This is a genomic window from Microvirga vignae (assembly GCF_001017175.1).
In the GTDB taxonomy this organism is placed as follows: domain Bacteria; phylum Pseudomonadota; class Alphaproteobacteria; order Rhizobiales; family Beijerinckiaceae; genus Microvirga; species Microvirga vignae.
The window spans coordinates 4896-30589 of sequence record NZ_LCYG01000022.1 but is presented as its reverse complement, the minus strand read 5'-3'; the positions used below and the strand labels follow the sequence as shown (position 1 = coordinate 30589).

Annotated in this window: 31 protein-coding genes and 2 tRNA genes; 13 read left to right on the top strand and 20 right to left on the bottom strand. The window is 59.2% G+C overall.

The window, feature by feature from the left end:
* Positions 1-92: 92 nt before the first annotated feature.
* The 4 genes from AA309_RS10265 to AA309_RS10250 all read right to left on the bottom strand — a co-directional run bounded on the left by AA309_RS10265 (position 93) and on the right by AA309_RS10250 (position 2289).
* The gene (locus tag AA309_RS10265; RefSeq protein WP_150117480.1) at positions 93-281 is read right to left on the bottom strand and encodes a hypothetical protein; all 189 of its coding nucleotides are present in this window, start codon (positions 279-281) and stop codon (positions 93-95) included.
* A 132-nt stretch (positions 282-413) separates the two neighbouring features.
* Positions 414-881: a DoxX family protein gene (locus tag AA309_RS10260; RefSeq protein ID WP_047188924.1), complete on the bottom strand. Its 468-nt coding sequence runs from the start codon at positions 879-881 to the stop codon at positions 414-416.
* 64 nt (positions 882-945) lie between these two features.
* Entirely contained in the window at positions 946-1791 is an 846-nt protein-coding gene (locus AA309_RS10255; RefSeq protein WP_047188923.1) for a patatin-like phospholipase family protein, read from the bottom strand.
* 6 nt (positions 1792-1797) lie between these two features.
* Positions 1798-2289 carry a MarR family winged helix-turn-helix transcriptional regulator gene (locus AA309_RS10250; protein ID WP_047188922.1) on the bottom strand — a complete coding sequence of 164 codons (492 nt, stop codon included), beginning with the start codon at positions 2287-2289 and terminating at the stop codon, positions 1798-1800.
* A 310-nt stretch (positions 2290-2599) separates the two neighbouring features.
* Here AA309_RS10250 and AA309_RS34185 point away from each other — a divergent pair, with 310 nt between their 5' ends.
* A complete protein-coding gene (locus AA309_RS34185; RefSeq protein WP_150117479.1) occupies positions 2600-2815 on the top strand; it encodes a hypothetical protein in 216 nt (71 codons plus the stop codon).
* A complete protein-coding gene (locus AA309_RS10240; protein WP_047188920.1) occupies positions 2815-3594 on the top strand; it encodes a DUF1499 domain-containing protein in 780 nt (259 codons plus the stop codon). The genes AA309_RS34185 and AA309_RS10240 overlap by 1 nt, the downstream gene beginning before the upstream one ends.
* A 5-nt stretch (positions 3595-3599) precedes the next feature.
* Here the strand turns inward: AA309_RS10240 and AA309_RS10235 are convergent, their stop codons facing one another.
* Positions 3600-4547 carry an MBL fold metallo-hydrolase gene (locus tag AA309_RS10235; protein WP_425286863.1) on the bottom strand — a complete coding sequence of 316 codons (948 nt, stop codon included), beginning with the start codon at positions 4545-4547 and terminating at the stop codon, positions 3600-3602.
* Between the two features lie 94 nt (positions 4548-4641).
* Between AA309_RS10235 and AA309_RS10230 the strand changes: the two genes are divergently transcribed.
* A complete protein-coding gene (locus AA309_RS10230; RefSeq protein WP_047188918.1) occupies positions 4642-5253 on the top strand; it encodes a biotin transporter BioY in 612 nt (203 codons plus the stop codon).
* 229 nt (positions 5254-5482) lie between these two features.
* Here AA309_RS10230 and AA309_RS10225 read toward each other — a convergent pair whose 3' ends face one another.
* Positions 5483-5773, bottom strand: a complete 291-nt coding sequence (locus AA309_RS10225; RefSeq protein WP_047188968.1) for a hypothetical protein — start codon at positions 5771-5773, stop codon at positions 5483-5485.
* Between the two features lie 191 nt (positions 5774-5964).
* Here AA309_RS10225 and AA309_RS10220 point away from each other — a divergent pair, with 191 nt between their 5' ends.
* On the top strand, positions 5965-6657 hold the full coding sequence (locus AA309_RS10220) for a hypothetical protein (protein WP_047188917.1): 693 nt from the start codon (positions 5965-5967) through the stop codon (positions 6655-6657).
* 61 nt (positions 6658-6718) lie between these two features.
* Here AA309_RS10220 and AA309_RS10215 read toward each other — a convergent pair whose 3' ends face one another.
* Positions 6719-7114 carry a DoxX family protein gene (locus tag AA309_RS10215; RefSeq protein ID WP_047188916.1) on the bottom strand — a complete coding sequence of 132 codons (396 nt, stop codon included), beginning with the start codon at positions 7112-7114 and terminating at the stop codon, positions 6719-6721.
* 579 nt (positions 7115-7693) lie between these two features.
* Between AA309_RS10215 and AA309_RS31870 the strand changes: the two genes are divergently transcribed.
* Complete coding sequence (locus tag AA309_RS31870; RefSeq protein ID WP_052954617.1) at positions 7694-8017, top strand: hypothetical protein; 324 nt, start codon at positions 7694-7696, stop codon at positions 8015-8017.
* Positions 8018-8112: 95 nt separating this feature from the next.
* On the opposite strand, the gene AA309_RS10205 is transcribed toward AA309_RS31870, so the two are convergent.
* Complete coding sequence (locus tag AA309_RS10205; protein ID WP_052954616.1) at positions 8113-8505, bottom strand: hypothetical protein; 393 nt, start codon at positions 8503-8505, stop codon at positions 8113-8115.
* A 620-nt stretch (positions 8506-9125) separates the two neighbouring features.
* Between AA309_RS10205 and AA309_RS10200 the strand changes: the two genes are divergently transcribed.
* Together AA309_RS10200 and AA309_RS31865 are read left to right on the top strand one after the other, a co-directional pair.
* On the top strand, positions 9126-10433 hold the full coding sequence (locus AA309_RS10200; protein WP_047188915.1) for a nucleotide sugar dehydrogenase: 1308 nt from the start codon (positions 9126-9128) through the stop codon (positions 10431-10433).
* Between the two features lie 182 nt (positions 10434-10615).
* The gene (locus AA309_RS31865; RefSeq protein WP_052954615.1) at positions 10616-11224 is read left to right on the top strand and encodes a peptidoglycan-binding domain-containing protein; all 609 of its coding nucleotides are present in this window, start codon (positions 10616-10618) and stop codon (positions 11222-11224) included.
* Positions 11225-11928: 704 nt separating this feature from the next.
* Here the strand turns inward: AA309_RS31865 and AA309_RS35155 are convergent.
* The 3 genes from AA309_RS35155 to AA309_RS10180 all read right to left on the bottom strand — a co-directional run bounded on the left by AA309_RS35155 (position 11929) and on the right by AA309_RS10180 (position 15080).
* Entirely contained in the window at positions 11929-12075 is a 147-nt protein-coding gene (locus AA309_RS35155; protein WP_160310437.1) for a hypothetical protein, read from the bottom strand.
* Between the two features lie 1374 nt (positions 12076-13449).
* The gene (locus AA309_RS10185) at positions 13450-13671 is read right to left on the bottom strand and encodes a hypothetical protein (protein WP_047188913.1); all 222 of its coding nucleotides are present in this window, start codon (positions 13669-13671) and stop codon (positions 13450-13452) included.
* Between the two features lie 20 nt (positions 13672-13691).
* A complete protein-coding gene (locus AA309_RS10180; RefSeq protein ID WP_047188912.1) occupies positions 13692-15080 on the bottom strand; it encodes a M10 family metallopeptidase in 1389 nt (462 codons plus the stop codon).
* A gap of 405 nt (positions 15081-15485) precedes the next feature.
* On the opposite strand from AA309_RS10180, the gene AA309_RS34180 reads away from it, so the two are divergent.
* Together AA309_RS34180 and AA309_RS10175 are read left to right on the top strand one after the other, a co-directional pair.
* A complete protein-coding gene (locus AA309_RS34180; RefSeq protein WP_160310436.1) occupies positions 15486-15680 on the top strand; it encodes a hypothetical protein in 195 nt (64 codons plus the stop codon).
* Between the two features lie 309 nt (positions 15681-15989).
* Positions 15990-16205 (top strand): hypothetical protein, encoded by a 216-nt coding sequence (locus tag AA309_RS10175; protein ID WP_047188911.1) that lies wholly within the window; start codon positions 15990-15992, stop codon positions 16203-16205.
* Between the two features lie 138 nt (positions 16206-16343).
* On the opposite strand, the gene AA309_RS10170 is transcribed toward AA309_RS10175, so the two are convergent.
* On the bottom strand, positions 16344-16529 hold the full coding sequence (locus tag AA309_RS10170; RefSeq protein ID WP_047188910.1) for a hypothetical protein: 186 nt from the start codon (positions 16527-16529) through the stop codon (positions 16344-16346).
* A gap of 570 nt (positions 16530-17099) precedes the next feature.
* Positions 17100-17176: transfer RNA gene (locus AA309_RS10165), tRNA-Pro, on the bottom strand.
* Between the two features lie 157 nt (positions 17177-17333).
* Here AA309_RS10165 and AA309_RS10160 point away from each other — a divergent pair.
* Positions 17334-17408 (top strand) — tRNA-Gln (locus tag AA309_RS10160).
* A 359-nt stretch (positions 17409-17767) separates the two neighbouring features.
* On the opposite strand, the gene AA309_RS10155 is transcribed toward AA309_RS10160, so the two are convergent.
* From AA309_RS10155 to AA309_RS38040, 3 genes are all read right to left on the bottom strand, one after another.
* A complete protein-coding gene (locus tag AA309_RS10155; RefSeq protein ID WP_047188909.1) occupies positions 17768-18022 on the bottom strand; it encodes a hypothetical protein in 255 nt (84 codons plus the stop codon).
* Positions 18019-18768, bottom strand: coding sequence for a Crp/Fnr family transcriptional regulator (locus tag AA309_RS10150; protein WP_150117476.1), 750 nt, complete (start codon positions 18766-18768; stop codon positions 18019-18021). Before AA309_RS10150 ends, AA309_RS10155 begins: the two co-directional genes overlap by 4 nt.
* Positions 18769-19346: 578 nt before the next feature.
* Entirely contained in the window at positions 19347-19577 is a 231-nt protein-coding gene (locus AA309_RS38040) for a sunset domain-containing protein (RefSeq protein WP_084731062.1), read from the bottom strand.
* Positions 19578-20877: 1300 nt separating this feature from the next.
* Here AA309_RS38040 and AA309_RS10145 point away from each other — a divergent pair.
* Positions 20878-21072 (top strand): NepR family anti-sigma factor, encoded by a 195-nt coding sequence (locus AA309_RS10145; RefSeq protein ID WP_047188908.1) that lies wholly within the window; start codon positions 20878-20880, stop codon positions 21070-21072.
* Between the two features lie 260 nt (positions 21073-21332).
* On the opposite strand, the gene AA309_RS10140 is transcribed toward AA309_RS10145, so the two are convergent.
* The 3 genes from AA309_RS10140 to AA309_RS10130 form a co-directional block, all read right to left on the bottom strand.
* Positions 21333-21548, bottom strand: coding sequence for a DUF6894 family protein (locus AA309_RS10140; RefSeq protein ID WP_150117474.1), 216 nt, complete (start codon positions 21546-21548; stop codon positions 21333-21335).
* 521 nt (positions 21549-22069) lie between these two features.
* Positions 22070-22513 carry a hypothetical protein gene (locus tag AA309_RS10135; RefSeq protein ID WP_047188906.1) on the bottom strand — a complete coding sequence of 148 codons (444 nt, stop codon included), beginning with the start codon at positions 22511-22513 and terminating at the stop codon, positions 22070-22072.
* 130 nt (positions 22514-22643) lie between these two features.
* Entirely contained in the window at positions 22644-23195 is a 552-nt protein-coding gene (locus AA309_RS10130) for a hypothetical protein (protein WP_047188905.1), read from the bottom strand.
* A 260-nt stretch (positions 23196-23455) separates the two neighbouring features.
* On the opposite strand from AA309_RS10130, the gene AA309_RS10125 reads away from it, so the two are divergent.
* Positions 23456-24001: a recombinase family protein gene (locus tag AA309_RS10125; protein ID WP_047188963.1), complete on the top strand. Its 546-nt coding sequence runs from the start codon at positions 23456-23458 to the stop codon at positions 23999-24001.
* A gap of 28 nt (positions 24002-24029) precedes the next feature.
* Here the strand turns inward: AA309_RS10125 and AA309_RS35150 are convergent, their stop codons facing one another.
* Positions 24030-24185, bottom strand: a complete 156-nt coding sequence (locus tag AA309_RS35150; RefSeq protein ID WP_160310435.1) for a hypothetical protein — start codon at positions 24183-24185, stop codon at positions 24030-24032.
* Positions 24186-24604: 419 nt separating this feature from the next.
* Between AA309_RS35150 and AA309_RS10120 the strand changes: the two genes are divergently transcribed.
* Positions 24605-25156: a hypothetical protein gene (locus tag AA309_RS10120; protein WP_150117473.1), complete on the top strand. Its 552-nt coding sequence runs from the start codon at positions 24605-24607 to the stop codon at positions 25154-25156.
* Positions 25157-25694: the final 538 nt, after the last annotated feature.

Below are 25694 nucleotides of genomic sequence, written 5' to 3'. Positions count from 1 at the left end.
TGGAATCCACTTTTGGGTCCGATGCTAGGTCCCTAGAGGAGCGCATCGTTGAGAGCGAAAAACCGGGTCCACTTTTTCGCACGATGCGCAAGTCAGCGGCCGAGCACTGCTTCCTTGCGCAGAATGGCAGGGGGAGCGGGCGTCTTGGCCTTCGCCGACTGATATCGCGCTGAGCGCATCGCAGCGGCCAAAGCGGGAAGAGCGACAGGTTTGAAGGCCGGGATGGCCTGAGCCTCCTTGGAGCCTGGTCGGAGATCGTGTTGCGAAGCATGCAAGGTCATGGGGGTTCCTCCTGTGATGGCAGGCTGTTCACGCCTGCCTTTCATGATCGGGAGAGCCATGACCTCATTGAGGCACGCTTTCGATCATGTGCCGGTTGTCCAAGGAATGGTCTATTCAGGCTTAATCCAGGATTAACGCTGCAACACCCCAGCGCTGTCGGGTAGCGGGTTGCCGGTGAAAGCCGCCGGCACGGTCGGCTTCGAGCGAGTGGCCAGGATCGAGACCAGAATCAGCGCGCCGATCATGCCCATGTGCTCGCCGGCCGTATGGAAAGCGGCAAGGGCGCGCTCGCCTTCGAGCCGCCAGAAGGCATGGACGATCGGGATCGTCAGGAAGGTGAAGACGCCGAGCATGCCCGCGCCGAACCATGTGCCGCGCTTGAAGATGATCATGGCCGAGCCGGTGAGCTGTACGAAGATAGTGAGGCTGTTGAAGAGCCCTGCGGGCTCGAGCCCGAACTGGCTCATCTCCGCCATGCCGCCGGAGAAGTCCAGGAGCTTGGCGAGGCCGCTGCCCCAGAACGGGAAGGTGAAGAGAATGCGAGCGCCGATTTCGGTGATGCGGCTCGACAGAATGGCCTCGACCCAGCTTGGCGTCATGATCAGTCCCCCTTGAGTGATTGACGTGAAGATAAGCTGAGACGGTACGTAAGGCCAAGCTCTGTTATATTATGTGCGCGCTCGCACGTTTCGCGAACTCCTCGCCATCCTGCAGCCCCATCTCGAAGGCTTTGCGAATGCCTGCAGGATTGGTGATGTCGAATTGTCCGATGGGCACGGGCTTCGACGGCTGGATGTAGGTGCGCCCCTTCACGTGGGGAAAGGCGCGGTAGAGGCGGGACAGAACGACGAGCGTCTTGCCGCCCTGCGCCTCCACCGGCAGTAGTGGTTCCGTCGGCACGTTGTCCACGAGGCCGCCGTCGAGAGCCGCCATGCCGCCGATGCGGCCCACGGGCATGAAGGGTGGAACGCTGGCGCTGGCCATGAGGGCGGCCGATAGGTCGGCAGCGGATTCCAGATCCTGCACGCGCACGAATTCGGGGCTGAAGCCGAGGGCTCTCCCACCGCGCGGATGCACGGGCGAGCGCCACTTCTTCTCGATTTGATAGGTCGCGATGCCGAGCGGGACGGCGAGGGACAGAGGCAGACGGCGGGGCTTGCGCGCAAGGCCGATCAGGATTTCCGGGCCTTGCTTGAGGCGCGCGAGCGCCGCCTCGTCGATGATTGCTTCAATCAGGCTGCGATACATGAGGGAAACGGGCCAGGGCGATCCTTCACTGCGCCATGCCCTCCATTCGAAATTGCGGCGGCCCTGGCTGCAGCCTTCCGCCACCATCTCGTTGACCTTCCGGCCGAGCCCCAAAAGGCTGTAGCAGGCGGACCACGCGCCCGCGCTCACGCCGACGACCATGGATGGCTTGAGGCCGAGCAGTGGAGCGGCCGCTTCCCAGAATCCGCCCTGCCAATAGCAGCGATTGCCGCCGCCTGCGAATGCCACCGCGTCGAACATGGGTCCTTATCGCTGAAGTTTCGCGAGCGTCGCGTCCTCCTCGGCGCGGGCACGCTCGCGCCAGGCGAGCACGATGCGCTCGAGATCGACAAGATCCTGCTCAGGGAGTGAGCCCAGCGTACGCTGCACGTAGGCGCGTTGCGCGGCGATGCCTTTCTCCGCGAGGTCCCGCCCTTTCCTCGTGAGGTAAAGCGCATTGGAGCGCCGGTCGCCAGGAATGGAGCGGCGCTCGACGAGGTCTGCTTCCACCATCCGGTCGAGAAGGCCGGAGACGTTGCCCTTGGTCACATAGAGCCGCTCCGCCAGTTCCTGCTGGCTCAATCCCTCGCGCTCCGTCAGCGTGGACAGAAGATCGAATTGCGGAATCGAAAGGCCGAGCGCCTTCAGTTCACTGGAAACGGTGTTGACCGCGCGGCGGTGAAGGCGAATGACGCGAAACCAGATGCGCAGCGGATCGGCGCCAAGATCGTCAGGGGCGGGAGAAGGGGACGACGTCAAAGATGATGGCTCCTGATGGGGCGGACAGTTTATAGCGAAACGAACTCTTCCGTCATCCCTGTACAGAGGCTATTCGACCAAACATGGACGAGCCTGCCGTTCTAATATCCGTGAATAGATGCGGCGCAATGTTCTGAAGTGGCAATGTTGTGCCAGAGCATCGGAGCCAAAAATGGGAGCCACTTTTGGGATTCGATCCGATGCTTCCTTCTTAGAGCAGCGCATCGTGAGACGCGAAAAACCGGGTCCACTTTTTCGCACGATGCGCTAGGTCTCTCACTGGGCCGGCCCAGGTATCCCATGGTATCCCATGGCGCTGTTGCTCAAACGCATTGAAGCGGATGAAGATGATGAGGAGGATAAGGGGGAGGGGAACGAAAGGAGCATTCCCGCTTTTCTGTCTACCCACCCGATCACCGATCACCGCTTGAAAGCTTTGGAAAAACAGGTGCCCTCCCGGCCCGGCGAGCCCCTTCTCAGCCAAGGGCAGTGGCGCGCACTCAAAGAGATTTGTAAGACCTCCTGATGCGTCGTCTCATCATCGAAGAACCGTATTCCCGGCCGGCCAAATGGTCGCCCATGCTGGCTTGGTTCGCGCTCGTCGTGACGGTTCTCTCCGCGCTGATGATCCGCTTCGGCCGCATCGATTACCAGGCCGGCTTCGTTGCTCTTGGTCTTGGCCTCGCCATTGCCGTCGTCGCGGTGGGGCTCTCCCTCGTCGCCTTCATCCGCATCTGGCAGGAGGGTCGCCGTGGCTTGGGAAGTGCGATCAAGGGACTGGTGCTGGCCGCTCTCGTGCTCGGCTACCCGGCCTTTCTGGGCCTCAGGGCCGTGACGCTGCCGGCGATCAACGATATCAGCACCGACACCGAGGACCCGCCTGCCTTCTCGCGTTCCCGCGCTGCGCTCGATGCTCGCCGGGGACGCGTGCCGCCCGACGTTCCGCTCCAGGAGCGCGAATTGCAGCGTGAGGCCTATGTGCAGATCGCGCCGCTCACCCTCGACATTCCGCCCGAGGATGCGTTCCCTCTGGTGCGCAAGGCCGCAGAAGATCTCGGATGGCAGATCATCGAGGCCGTGCCGCCCGGAGGACGGACCGGCATCGGAAGATTGGAGGCGGTGGATCGGACGCTTCTGTTGAAGCTGCCCGACGACATCACGATCCGTATTCGACCCCGCGCCGACGGCACGCGCATCGACATCCGCTCCGCGTCCCGCATCGGCCATCACGATCTCGGCACGAACGCCAAGCGCATTCGCACCTTCCTCGAAGAGGCCTCCAATCTGGCTCTGGCGGTGAAATAGCAGCGTCAGGCGGGACGGTACTCGCTATCGAGGCTAGGGACGCCGTCCGTCGCCGCCTGTCCCTTGGCGACCAGATCTTCCAGATGCGCAAAGACCGAAAGGCCTGCGGCGTTCACGAGGGCAGGATTCAGGCCCTGATAGATCGCGGCGACGATCTCGGGGATCGTCCGATCGCCTGCATTCAATCGATTGAGAATCGAGGCCTCCCGCAGGCGCCGGTGATGGATCAGGGCACGCACGAAGCGCTGGGGATCCTGTACCGGGCCGCCATGGCCAGGCCAATAGACTGATTCCTCGCGGCCTTTGAGCTTGTCGAGGGAGGCCATGAACTCGCTCATGGAGCCGTCAGGCGGCGCGACGACGGTCGTGGACCAGGCCATCACATGGTCGCCGGAGAACAGAGCCTTTTCTTCGGGCAGGGCGAAGGCGAGATGATTGGCCATGTGCCCAGGCGTCGCCACGGCTTCCAGGGTCCAGCCGGGGCCTTGCACCACCTCGCCCTCGGCGAGTTCTCTGTCGGGGGCATAGTCCTTGTCGGAGCTGGCTTCGAGAGAGTTCACCTCGCCGCTGAACAGAGGGCGGGAGCTCCGGTGCGGGCTGCAGCCGACGATCAGTGCGCCCGTCGCTGCCTGAATGGCGCGAGCGGCTGGCGAGTGGTCGCGATGGGTGTGGGTGACGAGGATGTGGGTCACCGTCTCTCCACGCAGGGCGTCGAGCAGTGACTCGATGTGACCAGGATTGTCGGGGCCGGGATCGATGATCGCGACCTTGCCGGAACCCACGATGTAACTGCAGGTGCCGGTGAAGGTGATGGGCCCGGGATTGTTGGCGACGATTCGGCGGACGAGGGGGCTCACCTGCAGGCATTCGCCCGATTGAGCCGGGGGGCGAACATCGAAAGTGAGGTCGTCTGCCATGAGGGATCCTTGGAAATCTCTACCTGTTCCGGACATCTTGGCCGTTCGGCTGCTTGAGGCGTTGGCCAGACCCTCCTATAAGGCGTCTTGAGCCGCCTGCGAATGGCGGAATGCTCTGGAGATTAATTTCATGTCGACTGGCGCTACCTCGCTGTCTTCTCCGTCGACCCTCGTCGGCCTCCTCTGGCCGTCCCGGGACGATGCCCGTTTTGCCGCGCTGCGCGCCATCGTCCTGATGGCTGTGGGTACGGCGCTTCTCACCCTGTCCGCCAAGGTCCAGGTTCCGCTGCCTTACGTTCCCATGACCCTGCAGACCCTGGTTGTGCTCATTATCGGCGCGTCCTATGGCTGGCGTCTTGGCGGCGCCACCGTCGGCCTTTATCTCCTGCAGGGCGCGATGGGCATTCCCGTCTTCGCAGGTCCGACGGCCGGTATCGGCTACATGATGGGCCCGACCGGCGGCTTCCTCTTCGGCTTTCTGGCCGCAGCCATCGTCATGGGCTTCATGGCTGAGCGCGGCTGGGACCGCTCGCTCCTGCGCGTCATCGTGATGATGAGCCTCGGCCATGCGCTGGTCTTCGCGTTCGGCCTTGCCCAGCTCTCGCTGGTGATGCCCTTCGCCAAGGCCTGGACCGTGGGCGCTGCTCCGTTCATCGCCGCCACGGTGGTGAAGACCGCTCTGGCCGTGGCCCTGATGCAGGCAGCCTGGGCGGTGACCCGCCGCGATGAGGACGCTCGCTAAAAGCCCTCGCGCATCGAGACAAAAAGGAAGCCGCCTTCGGGCGGCTTCTTTCGTTTGAGAATGGCTGAGTGGCTTAGCGCCTCGTGCGGAACCGGAGGTCCGCGTCAGCGACCCGAAAGGCCACGTCGGTAAAAAGTGGATTCGGCTTTCAGCGTAAGACAATGCGCTGCTCTATGAAGGAAGCAGCGGATCGACCCAAAGTGGAAAATCCACTTTTGGATCCGATGCTCTAGCCTACCGAGTGGACGAGCCTGAGATTGGGTTTGGTCTTGATGCTGCCATGATGGAAGGTGATCTCGACCCATTCCTCATCGCCGCCGGCCTCAATGGCGCGGTAGCCCATTTGCTTGGCGATGGCCTCCACTTGGCCCAGATTGGCGCGGGAAATCCAGCGCGAGAACTCAGGGATTTCCTGATCCATGAGGACCGCAAGCATGCCGATCTCGACCCCCTGGTCGAACTCTTCGCTGCGGCCGGGAAACCGCAACCGCAAGCCGTCATCAAGATGGATATGTCGCATGATGGGAGCCCCCAAATCGCCGTGTACGGCATTCTTTTGCTGAACTGTAGCAACATTCCGTCTGGACAGGAAGGCGGCATGGGCGCGCAGCTCCGCAACAAAACTTGGCCGTGATGCAAGAAAGGCCGGAACTGTGCCCGAGACCGCTCATTAGCCTTCCGAGTTCGAATGAGAATTTGTGGAGGCGACCCATGGCTGAGCGCAGAATCACGGCCTTCTTCAACACCTATGACGAGGCGGCCAAGGCCGTGCAGCGGCTGGAGGCTGCGCACATCCCGGATTTCGAGATCAGCCTTGTCTCCAGCAACGCCGACAACACCGTATCGCACCACGCGGCGCACTCCTTCGGCGAAGAGGGGGCTTCGCATGAGTTCGCCGGCGCGGGGGCCGCAGCCGGCTCGATTGCAGGGGGCGGCGCCGGGCTCCTGGCCGGCCTCGGCACGGTCGCAGTTCCGGGTCTCGGACCGGTGATCGCGGCGGGCTGGCTGGTTTCGACCCTGATCGGCGCCGGGGCAGGGGCTGCCCTCGGCGGCCTCGTCGGAGCGCTGGCCGATGCAGGTCTCAGTGAAGAAGAAGCCAAGGCCTATGTGGACGGCGTTCGACAGGGAGGGACGCTCGTGACCGTTCGCGTGGACGAAGGCGACATGGACCGCGTGGTGGACATCCTTGATGACGAAGGACGTGTCGAGCCCGGACAGCAGGAGCGGGACTGGCGCTCCGAAGGAGCGGCTCCGCCGATTGGCGCCGCAGCCTCCACCACCACGGGTCTCACGACGGACCTCATGCCCAATCCTCTAGACGAGGAGGATGATCGCACGCTGCATGTCGAGCTGGAGGATGAGCGCGTGAGGCGGATGACAGGATCAGGCAGCGACCAGACCTGATGCAAGAAGCGAGAGGTCGAAACAACCTCTCGCTTTCTTCTTTGAAAAAATGTGCTGAGGTTCAGCGGCTCTTGCCCAGGAGGTTGTCCAGGCTCCAGACACCGCCACCCGCTGCCACGAAGTAGAGGAACACGAAGCAGTAGAGGATGGCTGCATCGCCGCCGTTCAACGCAGGGAAAACGCTCTTCGGCGCATGGGCGATCCAATAGGCGGATGCCATCAGACCTGAGAGCACGAACGCGACAGGGCGGACGAAAAGCCCAAGCACGAGAAGAGCGCCCCCGAACAGTTCGAGCACGCCTGCGATCCATGGCAGGCTGAACATCTCCGGCGAGGCGCCTGTCGGGAAGCCGAGGATCTTCTGAGTGCCGTGCGCCATGAAAATGAGGGCTGCGATGATGCGCAGGACGCTGAGAAGGCGCGGCGACCAAACGGACTCGAGCGAGGTAGTCTTCATCAAATGTGTCTCCGGTGAATGGGATAACGGCGCTGTCATCGCCATGCGCCGGTAGTGAGGGCATCGGTTAGCGGTCTCGCTTCTGCTTTTCCAGGTGCGAAGGCACACGCGTCAGTAACGATTTGCTTACCAAGTTCGCAGGACACTTTGACCGTTCTCGGCGTTCAGGCGTTTCCCTTATGCCAACAGCACAGGAGGCTGCCATGACCATCCTCGATCCTTTGACCGGTCAGCTCGTCACGATCGATCTGACCCCCCGTCCGCGTCGCTGAGAAGGAGCGCATTTTCTACTGCCAGTAACCTGCGTTCCACTTTCTTTCGACTGTTTCTCTCCCGCACAGATGACTTTGACGCTCATCGCATTCTTTTGAATTCGAGCGGGTTTGTGCGGCACATCACCTCCCGACGATGCGACGCTCGGTTCCGGCGAACATGCCGGAACCCGAAGGCTCAACCTGCATTTGCCCTGTAGCGGCAAGGTCCGATGGACGTTGTAGCCGAGGTTTTACTCGCTTCACGTTCAGTAACCTTGGCTTTGGAGCGCACTTTTTGCAGGGACGATAATTTCGGGAGAGTTGAATGGGTCTGACAGGACGTTTTAATCTCCGCAAGACTTTCACGGGCCGGATCGTCTTGCAGGTCGAGGAGGAGGTGCCGAGCTTCTGGGGACGTCTGACGGGCCGTCCTAAGCTGCACCGCCGGTGGCGTGACGCCAATGTGCTCGATCTCGCTGCGCCCGAACTGCGCTCCCTGGTCGATCTGCGCTTCCGTCCCCGCTACATGCCTCAAGGCCAGGAGCCCGCTCAGGACTGGCCCAAGTCACCGCGCCAGCTGGAGGCCATGCCGGCCCAGACCCTTCACTACGAGACCTATGACGAGAACGGCCGCTTCTCGACCCATTGAATTTCACCTCGACGGGCCTTGGTGGAGCAGCAGCGGCCCGCCTGTCTGGGGTAAGTTGGTTGCCTCGCCACGGCGAGGTGCTTCGGTATGTTTGACTAGTTTCGCACACTTGGGCGGTCAGGCGGCAGTTTTAGGTGCTCGCTCAGAACTTGCACGATTTCGGCGACTTCAGCTCTGGAAATCACAAATCCAACGGCGCCAAAGGCGGGATGGTCGAAGGCAAGCAGGGAGCCATCGATCTTTGCCACCTGAATGTACCACCTTGGGGCATATACGGTTTCAATCGTTCGGCCCTCAAGCGGCGGCACCGGTCGACCGTTGACCATATGGCATCTGGTCTGCCCCAAAAGCCTGATCAGGGTGCTCAGCTGATCCAGGTCCAGCTCCACCGGGGAGGATGATTGTCCCACTGGTGCGATCTCGATGGACACTGACGTTCGGTTTTCCGACACCTGGATTCCCAGCTTAACCTCAGCCATGGCCGTCACGCCCTTTCTCTTGAAGCCCTATAAACTCTGGCCGTAACCAAACCCTCACAACGACCATAGAAGACCGGTATGGGGAGGATCAAGATCTCCCTGGTAAGGGTAGCTTCTGCGGCCTGGACCACGTGGTCCAAGCCAGAGTTGGTTGGATCAGCGCGTCCTGGCGCTGACGTGCCTGTTTGCGGTTGCGGGGCCACCATGTCGCCCGCAATCGACGTCGGATACGCTTTGTCTTGACGATGATCAGGCCGGAAACTTACTGCTGCCTTTGCATCAACGTTGGATGCAGTCTCTCTTCTTCCACCGGGGATTCTACGATGAAGGTTGAAACTGATACGGGGCACTCTGGAGGAGCTTGGGTGGTGTTCTCACGATCGGCGCCTCTGTTGGGTGGGGCTGCTTGTGTGGTCCGCGACAGCCAACGGTATAGCCGCGCCATAGCAGTTGGCGGAAGGCAAAGATGCTATAGCGGCATGACAGCGACTATCACCCCGGTCTCGTGATGGGTTGTCCGGGGTCCTTCTCTCGAGAGCGTCCTCTTTGTCGCTGTCCGGAGCTGTGTAATTCCAGCCCATGGTTTCTATGTGAAACGCTGCCCAACAACACTACAGCCGAGATTGCAAATGCACAAAGACGCTCTGCTCCAGAAATTGAACGCTAAAACAGCAGTGATCGGCATTGTTGGGCTTGGTTATGTTGGGCTGCCACTTTCAGTTCGCTATGCCGAGGCAGGCTATAAGGTGGTCGGGTTTGATATCGACCCAGCAAAGATCGATCTGCTCAACAACGGGCAGACTTATATTGCGCATATTGCTGCCACAGGGATTATGAAGGCGATCGAGAACGGGTTTGAGCCGACTTCGGATTTTTCGAAGGCTCACGATGTCGACGCCCTGATCATCTGTGTTCCGACGCCGCTGTCGAAGCACAGGGAGCCTGACCTGAGCTTCGTCCTGAACACTGTCGAGACTCTTTTGCCGCACTTGAGGGGTGGCCAGGTGATGGCCCTGGAGAGCACCACCTATCCCGGAACGACCGAGGAGGAACTGAGGCCCCGGATCGAGAAGGCCGGTTTCAAGGTGGGGGACGACTTCTTCCTGGTCTTCTCGCCGGAGCGGGAGGATCCGGGCAACGCGACGTTCAGCACGCGCACTATCCCAAAGATCTGCGGCGGCACGACCGCTTCCTGTCTGGAGGTGGGCCTTGCTCTCTATGGTCAGGTGATCGATACGGTCGTCCCGGTCAGCTCGACCCAGGCGGCGGAGCTGACCAAGCTGCTCGAGAACATCCACCGCGCCGTCAACATCGGTCTGGTCAACGAGATGAAGATCATCGCCGACCGGATGGGCATCGATATCCACGAGGTGATCCGGGCAGCGGCGACCAAGCCGTTCGGCTTCGTTCCCTATTATCCGGGCCCCGGATTGGGCGGGCACTGCATCCCCATCGACCCGTTCTATCTCACCTGGAAGGCGCGCGAATACGGCTTGCATACGCGCTTCATCGAGCTTGCGGGTGAGGTCAACAGCACCATGCCGGAGTGGGTGGTCGCGAAGATCGCCGATGCCTTGAATGAGCGCGAGAAGGCGATCCGCGGCAGCAGGATTCTCGTGCTGGGCATTGCCTACAAGAAGAACGTCGACGACATGCGGGAGTCCCCCTCCGTGGAGCTGATGCGTCTTCTCCAGGCGAAGGGGGCTCATATCGCCTACAGCGACCCTCACGTGCCGCGATTCCCCAAGATGCGCCGCTACGCGTTCGATCTTGCCAGCATCGATCTGACGCCGGAGGAGCTGACCAGCTATGATCTGGTGCTGCTGGCGACCGACCATGACAAGTTCGACTATGAGGTCATCGAGAAGCATGCGAAGCTCATCGTAGATACCCGCGGACGGTACCTAGGCCTCCGACGCAACGTGGTGAAAGCCTGATGCGTGCTGAGACCACGATCCGAGCCAAGCCTTCATTGCCCGGCCGGACAAGGCAGCGGGAAAGGGCCGCTGGCTGACACAAGGATGCCGGCCGCGGGCTGTTGACGGAGGCCTGGCTGAAACGTAGTGGTCCGCCGAATGATTTTTCGATACGAACCCTCCCACGTGCCATGAGGCATACAATGAATGGCGGAACCAGCCCCGCAACACCCAGGCGGTCTCTAAGCGGTGTTCTTGCCATCGTCGCTGCTGTTGGATGGGGCGCATTTGCGTGGTCCTGGACAGCCGGCGATCCAGAGGTGCCATCAGCCCAGGCAAAGCTTGAACGGGTCCAGAACGCCCTGGATCGGGTAACCGCCGAGCGCGATCAGCTGGCGGTCAAACACAACCAACTTCTAACCCAGGTGCGGGACCTGCAAGAGGCCGAGAGACGCGTGGTGCGGGCCCAGGAGGAAGTGGCCAACCTCGAGCGCATGCGGGTGCGGCTGACCGAGGCCGTGGATCGTGCTCGAGCGCAGTTGGGCGGCGGGCAACCCCTGGTGGCGGCAAGCCCACCTCCTGCGCAACCTCAGGTACCTGCGATGAGGCTCTCGGAACAACAGATCCGCGCTGCTCAAGAAGCCCTCATCGGCCTCGGCTATGGACCACTCCAGGCTGATGGCATGATCGGTCCCGGAACGCGGACAGCCATCAAAACCTTTGAACGGTCTGGCGGACTAGCGATCACTGGGGAGCTGACCGCTGCGACGGTCGAAGCGCTGGAGGCGGCGGCCGGGGTGTCCCTGCAATAAAGGTTTGTTGGCCTCAGCCGGAGGCTATCAGGCACCCAGAGCCGATTCTGCGCCGGCGAGTCGAGGACTCGGTGATCATGCGGGATGGCAGTCGCTTGCGCCTTGAGACGCGTCGCTGCGTGGGGACGCCCTGTTTGGTGCGAGCCTGGCTCGTATTGTCCTGCGTCTGCGATGGGGCTGATGCAGGCTTGTTCCGCAAAGCGACGTAGCTGCAGTGCCAGCCGTCAACATTGCGGCAACGAGGGACGGGAACCTGGTTGGATAAGGGCGCGCATGCCCACGGTAGTCACTCATCATGAACGTTGTCAGGCTACGGCTTGCACAGGGATGAGACGGCCAAAGGTGTTGTTGGCAAGCACGATGCTGCATAGTAAACCGCAAGCTCAGGTGCGGTGGCCACGGCACTTAGGGCAGCCGTCAAATAGGGGCCGCAAGCTGACCAACGAAAATTCTTGGCCCCAATCGAAGGCCAGGCCCATAACGAGGCCCGCCAGAATGATTCTGGGAAGTTGATGCCAGTCAGCCGCCGCTGCCCGTTGTTCGAACATGGCACCTCCGCTGGTCTCTGTTCGATTCCGGTGAAGCCTCACAGGCCGGGGGTCGCTTTCGCTGGAAGTGTTCGGACACTCGTCCAAGATGCCAGGAGGTGTGTTCATCGTTTCCTCTCTTCCCAGCGAAGGGAGGAGCAGCCTGAGTGCGAGGCCTCAATCCTGGTTGAGTATGGTCGGCGGTGCATTTGTTTCGGTGAGTGAGGGGCCTGCCTTCGCAGCAAGCAGCCCAAGGCCCAGGCCAATGAGTGGCCCGAGAATGATGATCACCACCAGTTCATGCCATTGTCGGGACTGTCTCACGAAACGCTTCCTGCTCTCACATGGGGGCTCACGCGTACGCGATCCTCTGGGCCCGCGCAAGGCAGGGTTTCGGCGGGCGGCATTGCACGGCACGCGTGGCTGTTCGCAAGAGGGGTGCTCCAACGCGACTTTAACAACCATCGTGGAGCAGGGTGAGACACCTGTTGCACCGGATCCCCGAGGTGTGAATTTCGGGATTCAGCTGAGCCTTTGAGACAGATGTCCGAGTGATATGCAGGGATCGAAATGGGTCCTGGAGCCCGCAAACTGCGGGAAACAGGGACACCGGGGGTATGGCATCAAAATGCGGGACGAGCTGAGGACGACACCAGAATGAATAGAAGCTGCAGAGATCGTTCGGCTTCGCTTCAAAGGTTGAAGGGCAATCTCCTGAGCGATGGATCACTCAGCACGAGGTGGGTCCTGTCAGGAGGGTTCTCATGAAGTTCGGATTGAAAGCGGTTGTGTTTGGTGCTGTGGCCACTCTAGGATGTGGCGGTGCCGCTCAGGCGTCCGAGTTGAGTTTCACCGTCAGCTCAAACAGGTATGGTCTGCATCAGGATGTTGCGGACGTCGGTGGTGAGTCGTTGGAGCGCCACGATTACAGGCGTCCCGAACATAGATATGAACATCGTGGGCCCCACCGTTTCTACGGGCGGCCTGTACTTGCTGGGCCAGGGTGGGGCCCTCGCGACACGTGCAGGATCATCATCAAGGAACGGGTGAACCGCTGGGCCGAAGAGGTTCAGGTGCGCCGGACAGTCTGCCGGTGAGCCTGAGAGAGCGCTGGTGCAGGAAGTATGAACGGGAGGAACCTGGACCTAAAGTAGCCGTTAGATCAGTGACAGACTTGGTCTTCCCTTTCGATTGAACTTGAGCCTGACGGTCCTTCCCATCAGGCTCTTTTCTTTTGATGGGCTGACCGTTGCTTTAGCCAACTTCTCAGCCGAAATTTCGCGCTGAGAAGCGAATCCCTCAAAAACATCTGAGGGGCACGGTGGCCGTTAATGAGTGCTGTTCACTGAGGCTGAGGCCAAAATCCCGGTAACAGCAATTGTGCCATCCGGAAGGTTCCTCCGTAAGGCACCATACAGACCAGAGCGACGACATGTAGGTCTGCGAGAGTTTAAGGTAAGCGCTCGTAATCGCGCACCAGACGGCGAAAGCGGGTGGCCATGCGAGGGTTCACTCGGCCACCTACCTGCGCTGTCATCACAAGCTGAAGCTCATTTCCGGCGCATAGCCTGGTGATGCTCTTCATAGATTGCTGCGGTGATCATGCAGTTCCTCAGAACTCTCGAAGCATGCGGAATGAGCGTATGGAACCGAGGGTCTCACGCGCAAGCTCACGTTCGGGAGCACGAGCCGACAATTTCAGGTCTGCGGCTTCGGAACTGGGGTTGAGTGGCGCGGCTTCGGCGCCTCAACCAACCGGAAAAAAGCCGGAGGTGATTTCCAGTCGAACGGCAACTGGAGTGGGACGGTGCAGGCAGTCAACAGACTCTGTCCCTCCTTGTTCTTGACCTCAAACACGAAGCCCGGCCGCTCCATCTGTGCGCAGTCTTGCCACCGGTCGAAATGGACCCAATCGCTCATTGATTACCTCCTCGGGTCGATCAGAGATAAAGGTCCATCAGTGCCAGCATCGACACGCCCGGGACATGAATGCGGAAATCGCCGACTTTATCGCCGTTCACATCGCCCGACAAAACATTGTTGGTGAAGTTCAATTGCCCCACCTGACCTGTGAAAGACTCAGCGCTGATGAATGAGAAAGCTTGGTCTCCGGCCGCCATGGTGTTGGCATCAATGGTGCGCAGGTCGATATGATCACTCCCCGGCACAAAGTCTTGGATTGTATCCTGCGCTCCCGGGAGAGCATCCCCCACAGAGTTGAAGTTGAAGACATCTGCTCCAGAGCCTCCAAAGAGCGCATCGGCTCCCGTGCCGCCGTCCAGCGTGTCATTCCCACCCCACCCATACAACGTGTCCGTCCCACCCCCGCCAATGAGCGAGTTTGCCGCGTCATTTCCAGTCAGGCTATCGCTGCCCGAGCCGCCAATGGCGTTCTCGATGAGGGAACGCACGTCACCCTTGTAGAGCAACGCGTTTGCAATGTTTCCAGCCGCGACCTTCGAGCCGTCATAGTGCAGTTTCGCCAGCTGGGCCGCCGAGGTGGTGGTCCACTGTCCCGGTCGCAGATCAACCTTCAGATTGCTGGTGTAATTCGAGAAGTCATAGGTGTCGGATCCGCCGCCATCCCACACCGTCAGGAGGATCTTATTGCCGCCGGGCGCCCCTTGGCCGACGCCGTTGACCATCATCTCGCCGGTGGTCGGGTTCCACTTGTAGGTCGTGTTGCCGCTGTTGGTGGTGTAGTTGGCGCCGTACATGTGCTGGAGAGCAGCCATGTCGTACATCATGAGCGACTGCGCATAGCCCCAGCTTTCGTTGACAAAGCCGCTGGTGGTGGAAGCGCCGACATACGAGCGATAGCTCATCACCGTGTACTCCATCGAGTCCCGGTCTGCCGGCATGCCGCTCTCGTGCGGATGCTCCAGACCGAGCGCGTGCCCGATCTCGTGCAGGAAGACCTCGTAGGCGTAGCCGCCTTTCACTGGGCTGGTGTAATAGCCGCTGGAACCGCTGAACCAGATATCACCGCCCTCGGCCGCGGTGCTCGGGAGGTAGGCCCAGGCAGTCCCCGGCTTGTCCGAGAGGGCAAAGCGCAGGTCAGCATGCTGGGTCGCAGTTTCATCAATTTTTGCAAAACTGAGATTCGCGACGGAGGAGAACATCTTCAGGATATTGCGGGCAGTGGCCTGCTGGGCGGGGTTGAGAACCCCGAAGTTGGTAATATTCTCATCGGCGCCATACGAGCCGCCGTAATACGATCCATCTGTAGGAAAGCTGTAGGTTAAGCCATTGGTGGCCCATTTGTAATTGCCAAGGACACCATCGATGTACGCGTTGCCAGTCAGGCTGTTGGAAGTAATAGCAGGCATAAACCATCCAATTCGGAAAATATTCTAAATGAATAAACAAACAACGGTAGAGTTGGACTAGTCAGGTTCACCTCTGAACGTGGAACTGGCAATTACTCGAAAGGGGTAGCCTGCAATTCTGCAACCACGATGCCTCGGCAGCGGCTCGGCCACAGGATCGCCTGACAGGACTGGCCGGACGGGCGTAGAGTACGGGAGTACGGCTCATCTCCCATGCTGGACACCAGTTCCCGCCTGAGATCATCCGGCACGCCGTCTGGCTAGCTCCGCCCTCGGACGGCTGGTCCGCCACCTGAAAAATTCTCTCACGCGTTGGTCAAGTGGGCTTTCCGTTGGTCCGCGGTCTCGCCGGGATCGCAGTTCTCTCCGCGGTCGATGGAAGGGATCGCCGCGTACGGGGTTTTGGTGCCAAGCTGCGCCAGCCACTCCCGTGGAGCCCTGGCGACCATCGAGAGCATGAACGTGAAGGTCACGACTATGAACGAGCTGATGCTCCAGGGGCAGGGGGCCAAGGTCAGCCGCTGGATCGGGCCCGGGCTGTCGGCGGTGATCGCCTTCTCTGTCTCGCAGCTGGGCGGGTTCATTCACCGGCCAAAATAACTGGCCTTGCCGCCAAGCTGATCGACTCCAGGTCGACCCTTCCCAGGAGATGTGGCACATCACATCGACACAACACGCCCCGCTGGCTTCGGTCGGCGGGGTTTTCTTTGTGTTTATGGCCCGGGCTTCGAGCCATCCCGGAGGTCCGGGCCTAGAGCTCAGACCGGTTGATCATTCTTGATGTATTTTGCCCGCATTTCGAACAGCGGAGCTCTGCCTTTAGTAGAGCTTATAGTCTAGGCCATCAGGTATAAGGAAACGAACGATGCGATAGGAGTTGAAGGATCAAAGAAGCATATCAGAGGAGCCATGATGGGCCTGGACCAGCAAATTGAACATGTTGCTCGCGCATTCTACGGCGTCGACAACGATGAGCAAACTTGGGATCGGGCGCCGGACGACCTCAAGGAAGAGTTCCGCAGATTTGCAAATGACGCGATCGCGATGGTCACCATCTGCCGTGAGAGCAGCATTAATCCATCATCCACGACATGCGCGGGCCCTCATGAGATGGTCCCTGCCTGACCCTAGCCTGGTGGCTTCGCATTCATGCTGCCATTCCTCGGACCGGGTTCTGATGGGCTGGCCTGTGATCTGGGAGGTGGCGGTGCTGTCTCGGGAATAGGTCATACGCGATCTAACCGTCGTCACCTGAATAACCTGTTATGATCCATGCGCCAGCGACGGCACACCCGCCACGTGGCCAATGAGCAGGCCAACCGCCAAGACAGCAAGGAAGGTGAGAAAACCCAGGATGATGCCGATCAGACGCTCATGTTTGGTGAGCTTGGTCCGAGCAAATGCCTGCCTCTGCCGCAGGTCATCTGTGTCCCAATCGTATTTGGTCATTCTGCCTCTGCCGAAGGAATATCACCGCATCAGACGGACAATACTCCGGCAGGTTCCGACAGAAATCTCACGAGGCTGTGACAACCCGATAGGCTGTGGGTAAGGCAGGGAAGGCTCTACAAAGGAGCGCCCCAGCCGTGGGGACCCAATGGACCTCCGGACTGGGGCGCCGCAGCCCAGATCTTTCAGCAAGGGACCATAGGCTACCGATCGAAGCTAACCTATGCGTGGCTTGCTTCAACGTCTCTTAGGAGGAGAAGCAGTCGCGCTCCTATGTGCCGAAGAGGTACCCAGAAAGTGGCGGTGCGGCTCTACTGCTGTGCCTGCCGAAGGACGCTTGCAGACCCTCAGCTAGGGCAAATGCGGCCTAAGGGGGTAGGAGGGCCACACGGGCAACCTTAGCCGCTCAACCGTGGCCATATTATGGACGCCTGAATGCCCACAGCCGGACAGCTCAAAGACCGCATTACGTTGCAGGCCCACTTGTGAACAGAGCGGGAGCCTAATTCCGTTTTTTGCCGGGGAGAAGCGCCGATTTCTCGGGAAGGGGCGCTAAGTCCTCAAGATCAATGGTCGGAGTGATAGGATTCGAACCTACGACCCCCTCGTCCCGAACGAGGTGCGCTACCAGACTGCGCTACACTCCGACACCGATCTTTCATCGGGAAGGCCGGTCTTATAGCGGCGGTAGCTAAGGGCTGCAAGGGGAGATTTGCGTCTCCCGGCAGATATCTTTCCAAAGTTGACTCCTCGCAAAACCGGGTTGCCAGGGAGGCTTTCGCCGATTATGTACACGCCCACCATTGGGGCGTCGCCAAGCGGTAAGGCAGCGGTTTTTGGTACCGCCATTCCCAGGTTCGAATCCTGGCGCCCCAGCCATCTTCTTGTGGCATTGGAAAACTCCACAGATCTCAAGCTGTTGACACAAGATCTACTGTCGGTGCGTACCCAAAAGAGTTTCCATGAAGATGTGATCACCAGGGTCGATTCCCTACAGCCCTGGGTGCAACACCAACATCACGCTCTTTAGCGGCTTTTCGGAACATCGGGGCAGGGGCTGACACCCCGGGGTATGGCTTGGGCACTGGAGTCCCGGACCACCCTGAGCGACCAGGGCACAACTGAGCTCAATGCCTGACGCCGTAAGGGTGTGATCGCCTCGTCTGTCCCGAGATCCGAAAATGGCGCGCCATCAAGCGAGATGCCGCACCACTGAATGCACGAAGCCTATGGAACCGTTACCAACGGGATCTTCCGACTCTGGAGCGCTGATTGACCCAGTCCTCCACAGCACTCAGATCGGCAAAGGTCGGGTGGCTGAGTTCGCTCAGCCGACCAAAGCCGACCTCCAAGTACCATTGCCCGGGAGCAACCTCGTTCTCCGGCGAGAGCTGGACCAGCACGGCCAGAAGCCGTTGGTCACGGTCAAAGAGCAGCATGTCTTCTTCTTCAGCTCCCGTGGCGACCTGCACCGGCTGAAGTGTGAGGGTCATGCGGCTGCTCCGCCTTGCTTCAGATGAAGGTAAGTCTCATCAAAGTCGCCCGCCTGCTTCAGCCTCTCCCAATCGGGAATGATCAGCCGGGTCCCCTTCGTCTCAATCAGGCCGTCGGCCCGCAGCTCCTGCAGCACCCGGTTGACATGCACCGTCGAGATGCCGAGCGCATCGGCAAACTCAACCTGGGTGATCGGCAGATCACAGACATGATCCTCGGCCAGCGCCACTGCCCTCAGGCGTACCAGCAACTCGCATAAGATGTGCGCCATGCGGTGGTAGGCTTCGCGCCGCCCGACATTGAGGATCCACTCGCGGAAGGCAGCTCCCTCCACCAGGGTCTCGCGCCAGAAGGCGGCGGTGATCCGGGGATGGCGCATGCAGAGATCCCACAGCGCCTCATGGGTGACGAATCCGACGCTGCACTTGGTCAGGGTGGCCACGCTGATGTCGAGCACCTTCAGATGCAGGCTCTGCACGTCTGGCATGTCACCGGGGATGCAGAAGGCCACGATCTGGCGCTTGCCGTCGCCGGTCATCTTATAGGTGCAGGTAAAGCCGTTTAAAATTGCAAACGATCGGGAGGGGCGGTTGCCTTCGCGGACGATGTCCTGATCCTCCTCGATGACAGCCACCTGCATCGGTAGGTCCAGCACGGCCTGCCGCTCGTCATCGGTTAGGGTGAAGATGCTCTCCAGCTTGCGGACGAGCGGATGGTGATCGGATCGAGAAGCTGCAGGCAACATGACGTTCTCTGTTCTGCAGGCGGGAACTCTCTTATGGTTCCGCTCCCGGCACCATGGCTATTGTTGATGATCCGCCACCGTTACAGACAAGCACGGGTCTGTCTTTGACCCATGTTACTTTTTGCGATTTCGCACAGCCGCTACTTGTTAAAACGAAAGCCGACAGCACTTCGCGTTTAGGCGGAAGATTGTCCGCGAATGATGCTTCACCGCAATCCGGTTAGATGGCCCTTGTAAAACAGCCAAGCGTTGGTTTGGATCTTCTACATATTAGGCTTTACGCAGTCATGCAGTTGAGACTTCAGGCTGTTCACTGCTCACCCAGGTCCAACAAGAAGAACAAGACCTTTAACCCTGTCTTTGAAGATACCCCTACCATCCCACACCCGGGGGTATCTGGGTGACTGGAGTCCCGGGTTTCGGTCCAACTCGGTCTCGCCTCTGTCGGTGTGCTTGCAATCTTGAAGGCATCGCCACCAGGGGTTGTCCCTTGGCGAGTAGAGGACAAAAGATACAGAGGTTTCCTTGCAGTCAGAGACGGGCATATCCCTGAACCCGGATTGAGGTGTTGCAGGCGGTCAGACTCTGGCTCTTCGCCACCCAGAATTTCGAGCGGCATTCTCAGAGCAAAACCAACGCTCGCCAGCGAGCCAGTTGATCCTGGTGGCCCAGTAATACTCCTGGCCAGGAACGTGATAGATCCGCTCTCCAGTACTGGAGCTGATATTCCCTTTGATACCGCATCCAACCAAGGGTGGGCCGACCTCAAGACCTACAAACCCTGCCAGGAGTGAGCTGCCGAGTATCATTGGGAGCCAAGAGCGTACTCGGTGACGTCGTTTATACGAGGCGCGCTTCCAGTCTGCTTGCGGAGACTTCCGTGGTAGAGGTCTATTCCCGAGCGGATGGTCCTTTGGCGGACGTTTACGGAATTGAACTACCTGCCCCATTGCCCCTCCGGCACAACCCGTCAATGAACTGTGCCGTTCAGGAGCCGGTCGCGCAAGTGGGATCGGCTCACCGTTTGGTCGCTCGGGCTTGTTGAAGCCTCTCCATGTCGCTCTTCAAGTTTTCTGCAGCCTTCAATCCTCGAAGGGCTATGATCCCGTACTCCTTGCCGCTGTCTTCAATTCCCAGCGCGGGTTGGGAGCCTCGAAGAGTTTCCATTTAGAATGTCCACCACGTCCGGACGTCCGCCCTTCGGGGAGACGACCCTACTCACAGGCGTTCTCCCCGTGCAGCCGTCCTTTGTGCAGTCCACCCGGCACCCAGCGTCCCTCGTACATTGCTTGCTGCAACTCCATCTGCCGCCTCCCTCACTGTAATAACCATTGTTGTCTCGGCACGTTTTGAGGAGGTCATCGGCTGTGGGCTTTGAGTCGAGCTTGGTTGTTACAAATCGAACGGCTGCAGCGCCGTTTGTCAGAAAGCCGTTTGTCAGAAAACAGTACGTGGCAAGCGCACAAATCATCATAAGTCTGCGCATTTGACCCTCCTGCGAGTAGACCCTGATCGGCGTAGACTCCATTGCGAAGATTGGCTCGCATCTGCTGGCAATTAGCATAACAGTCGCGTATCGCGAGCGCTGTGACGGACATCACATGACCAGTAGGGACCAAGAAGGCTTGTGCGTCTGTCTCCCGGATTTGACCACAAGCACAGCCAGGGCTCGACCCTCCATAGGCACCAATATCCAAGGTTGCAAAAGGTGCCCTTGGTCTCTCTGGGAAGACTGGGGTGAGGCTGTAGTCGCATCGAGGGAGTATGGCCCCCAAAGATCACGGGAGATTTCTGGGAAGGCACAGGGCCTTGCGGAGTCGAACAACAACGGCAACACCTTTAACCGGATTTTCAAGGACACTCCCCACCATCCCGCTACCGGGGGTGTGCCTGGGCGGCTGGAGTCCCAGGCTCTGTGTCGCCTTGGTCTCGGCCCTGTTGTTCTTATGATGGTCTTGCCGTCAGACGAACGGCACACTGCGTCAATTCGGACTAACTTATGTTAACGCCACGCTGAAACATCAATCATCTCCAGGGGTTCCCCTCCCCAACGGTAACAAAGATTGCGCTGGACCTGGGAGAAAGCCCGTTTAGCGGAGGTGGGAAATTATGCTGATCAAGGACGACCTACAGTGGAAAGGAGATGGAGGTAGCCTGTCGAACCTCGGCTTCTGGGATCTGAAACTACGTGCCCAGATCGGCAGAGACCTGCGAACACAGTACGAAGAGACCATGGACGAGCCGTTGCCGGAGCGGCTGGCCACCCTCTTGGAGCGACTGGAACAGCAGGAACGAGGCGAATAGTCTCAAACTCGACCATGAGCCTGACTAGTTCACCCACCTTCGGGCGATGGCGGCCAATCGAAACGGCTCCCCGGGACGGTTCGCCTGTCCTGATCTTCACGGCGTGGTCGGACCGGACCGTGGGTTGCTGGTCTCCACATCGAGGCATCTGGGTCGATCAAAGTCATGGCGTGGTGGTGGCGACCCACTGGATGCCGCTGCCGGATCCACCGGAGGAAACAGCCTGATCCTTGTGTCGATGGCTGACATATCCTTCGAATTCAGAGCGCCGTGACGTGGATGAGCTGATCACCCTCATTCGTGACGGCAACAGTCCAGCAGCAGCCATGCTTGCTTTCATGAAGCAGACCACCGCGAAGTTCGGCCGCCATCTTGTCCGCTGATCCTTGGGCGGTTGTGGCATCAGGCAGATCAACACCTTCCTGGTCCCAGATGAAGTGATCCTTGGAGCGGAGGTGGAAGAAGTAGCGGGGCATCGTCGTCCCCATGGGGCATGAGGTGCAGCCAGGAATGGTTCGCCCTACAACTCCACGACCTGTTACTTGTTCAGTATCGCCAGCAACAATCGTCGGTTTCGTTAGTTTGAGGCTTGAAGGTACTCCTCCCAAACCTTCTCACTGGCCCCATCAGTCGAGCGATCCTGGTGGGGCTTCTTTGTGCGCCCGTGAACCAACTCAGGCTGTCCACAGCTTCGGCTGGTAGGTTCTAGAAATCTCTAGACGCCACACTCTGCTCTCTCAGGTCCAACAACAAAAACAAGACCTTTAGTCCTGTTTTCGAAGATACCCCTGCCACCCCACCACCCGGGGGTGTGTCTGGGTGACTGGACTCCCAAATCGTCTTGGGTGGAGCAGGGCACACCTGAACTCGACATTGTGTGCCGCAAGGCTTGGATTGTCGCGTGCCGGATGCTGAAAATAGCGGGACACGGAGCGAGATACTGGACCCTGAGTTCGCTAGAAGCTTCTTATAGAGCTGAGTCGCGCCGTCTTCGGAGCTAATCTCGACGAGGTTCGATCTCAAGGTAAAGAATCTTACCGCGCCTCTGACCTAACCAGATCGAGAACCGGTCGTCATCTGGATCCGAAGGATGGCGACGGGTGAGGAAGATCTGGTCTGGCCCAGGGTTCACGGTCACCTGCACGATGTTCAGCAACCAGTTGTCGTCGCGGTTCTCCGGCTCAAACCGAATATAGGCAGGAAATTTCAGGACATCGTCTGTAACGAGTCGCTGCATTCGCGGGTCGTTGAACTCGGCATGGAGGATCGAGGCGCTGTCACCAAGGATGTAGATGTGGTCGTCTTTCTTCTCGAAATCATCCCGGTCTTCGTCGATGTAGAACTCCCGTCCAGCGATGCCGAGGAAGACATCTCCGTCAGTTCCCACGTCTTCGCCGTTAGGTGTCGCAAGCCGGAGCTGGATCTGTGTGATGTCGGCCATGGCAGTCCTCCGTTTTGGATCGACGCACTCAAGCAGCAGCAATGCACATTCCGATCATGCTCTTGGACCAAGGAACCTGTCTCGACCGAGAAGAAGAACAACGGACTGCCTGCCCTCTCCTCCATGTAGATCACGTAATGACGACCCCAGTGAAAACGATCCGTCCAAGGAGATTGATATTGTAGCTTATCCCATACCAGCGAGTGTTCTGATCAGCGACGGTGAAATCCACTTCAACTCCGTCGAATATACGCGTGACCTCCCGCTGCGAGAGAACATCGGTTCCATACCTGAAGGGACTTGCTCTCCACCGTCTGATCGCGAACTGGTCCCAGTCAGCATCAAGGTTCCTGGTGTGCGCGAAAGTGACGAACAGGGACCAGTTCTCAAGTTCGAAGCCCAGTCGGTATTGGAGGCCTTCGTTGCCAGGAGGCTTCGGAATGCCATGGCGACCGATGACATAGTCGCAAGGTTCTTTGATCTCCGGGAGGAAGCGAAGGGTTTGAGTAGGCGGCGAGTGTTCGAAGGCAGTCCCGCGCTGGGTGAACTCGGTGGCCGCGATCCCAGTTAGAACCAGCAGCCATTTTTGATCGGAGATGCTTGCCGGAACCGCCTCGGTCAAAGCGAGTGCTGCTGGTGTGATCACCCAGTGCTGACTGGAAAAGTGTGTCAGTTCCAGCATGGCGGCCCTCTCTGTGCGGTGGACCCAGGAAGCCAGCAACTTTGTCCGGCTTGGCTCAAATCATAGTTGAAGGATCGCTTTTCAGCCATTTCTCATAGGGAGGAAGGCAGACACGAAGGTAAGGTTAGCCTGCCATGGAACCCTGATCGTATGGCAGAGCTTCCTGTGGATCATTCTGTCTGCCACTGAAGTGGTTCTTGCTTTCTGGCAGGCATCCCGCCTCTCTGTCTAAGCCATCAATGGCAGGAACGCAGATGACGATGCTGGTTGGCTACGGACGCACAAGCATCCTCGATCAGGTGGCTGGCCTGGAGGTCCAGGAACGCGATCTACAGGCTCTTGGGTGCGGCAAGATCTTCCTGGAGCAGACGTCCTCTGTCGGTCCCCGGGAAGCCCTGGACGCCGCCCTGGATTATGTGCGTGAAGGAGACACCCTCGTCGTGACCAAGTTGGATCGCCTTGCTCGATCTGTGGTTCACCTGGGTCAGATCCTGCAGCAGCTGGAGGCGAAGAAGGTCGGCCTTCGTATCCTCAACCTCGGCATCGATACTAACACGCCAACTGGCAAGCTGATGCTCAACGTCCGGGGCAGCGTGGCCCAGTTCGAGCGGGAGATGATGCTGGAGCGCCAGCGCGAGGGCATCGCCAAGGCGAAGGCTGAGAACAAGTACAGAGGCCGCGCCCCGACCGCTCGGGCTCGGGCCGACGAGATCAAAATGCTGGCGTCCCACGGTGTGTCCAAGCGCGAGATCGCCCAGAAGCTGGGCATCGGAGAGCGCTCGGTGTTCAGGGTCTTAGCGTCCTAATGGGCCTAACCAGATGACTGTGTGCCTCTCAGAGAACATCATCCCACTTGTCCGACGCCCCTAGACCAATCTCGTCACTCTTAGCAGTCGGTCGCTTGGGCTGGATGTCCCGGCGGTGGGTCAGCCTGTCAGTCATCCGCTTGATGGCATCCGTGACCCTGTGAGCCATGTCGCTCATGTTCATCGGAAACCTCCCTGGGTTTAGCACAGCTTGCTCTATCCCGATGATAACGCTGGACCTTGGGTGCCGTTTAGGATCTTGGTTAGATAGGGCCTTACGCACACCCGAATGAAATGACGTAGCTTTCTCTTGTGCGGAGATCTGGGCATGCTGTTGTCAGCATAGCGAAATAAGTTGATCAAACATTATGGTTGGACAGTTGTATTTCTGGCCATCTGACCAGCAAGCAGCCATGCATGTGAGACAAAACGCGCCTATGTAAGCTTGCGTTTACTAACGTATAACCTCGTTACTTCGAATATTGGGGGTGACGATTGCAGGTGTACGAGCAGGTAGGACAGGTGGAGGCTGAGAATGCAGCCACAACTTCCCACCGGTGCCAAGACGGCTACACAGATCCTCAAGATCTCCTGACCGCCCCTATGGCGACCCTTACCCGACGGGCTGAGAGCGTCGAGGCGCGGTCCTTCGTTTCTGCCGCTGTAAGGCTTCTGGAGGCGCATGAGGCCAGTGCAGGTGTTCGACAGCGCAAGCGCACTGGAGCTACTCAAACTGCGTTTCTGAGGGCTGCAGAGGCCTTCCTGGGCGATCTCCTGCTGGCAGCGAAGATCGGTCGTGGTGGCTGGGTTTTCCGCTCACGACAAGCTAAGTCGTTCTCCGGTGGCGAGGTCACCTACCGCCAGTTCATGGCCATCACGAAGGCTATGGAAGCACTCAGGCTGATCGAGGTTGTCGATGGCTTCAACGACATGAAGACCATCAACTGGGAGGTAGGGCAGACCAGCCGATACCAAAAAGGTAAAGCCGCACGGTTCAGAGCCACCAGGCACCTCCTCGATCTGGCAGCTGGCTTGGGTGTCGAGGCGAAGGATGCTGGGCGGCACTTCCAGAGACGACCCCCACCAAACGCAGAGCCTTCGCTGATCATGCTTGGCGCTTGCGGACCCAATCTGCGCACCCGCCGCCCTGGATAGGCTCTTCACATGTGTTATCGAGGGGACCGGGCCAATTGAGCGGTGGTTATTTGCGGGGACCAAACGGCCTTAAGAAGGGGCTGAGCGACGATAGCGCCAATCAGCGCGAAGGATNNGATGATGCAGGTAACGCTTTGAGCTCATAACGGTTGCTTCTGCTCGTATCCGTTCCGAAATGAACTTGAGGCGGCTGTTGATGACAGTTTTCATCGACAGCTCCCTATGTGCATTTTGAGTCGTAGAGAGATTTTTATTATTAATTCCAGTCAGGTAGAAGTAGTCACCTCTGCATAGTTGAGTGGTTGCCTGAAATATCTACAGATATGGATGGCAAATCAACGACCTACTTGTTGCCAAGCTACGAGAAAACATGGCTGGATTATGGCGTTGTTAATCAACAAACATAAACCCCCTATGGGAGCAGAAGTGCTTGGGTTCTCTCTTTCTCTCCGTTCCTTCTCCTTCACCTTTGACAGGCCTGATCTTCGCGCCGCATGGGAAGCCTCCTGGCAATGCTCTTGGGTACCTGGAGATGGCC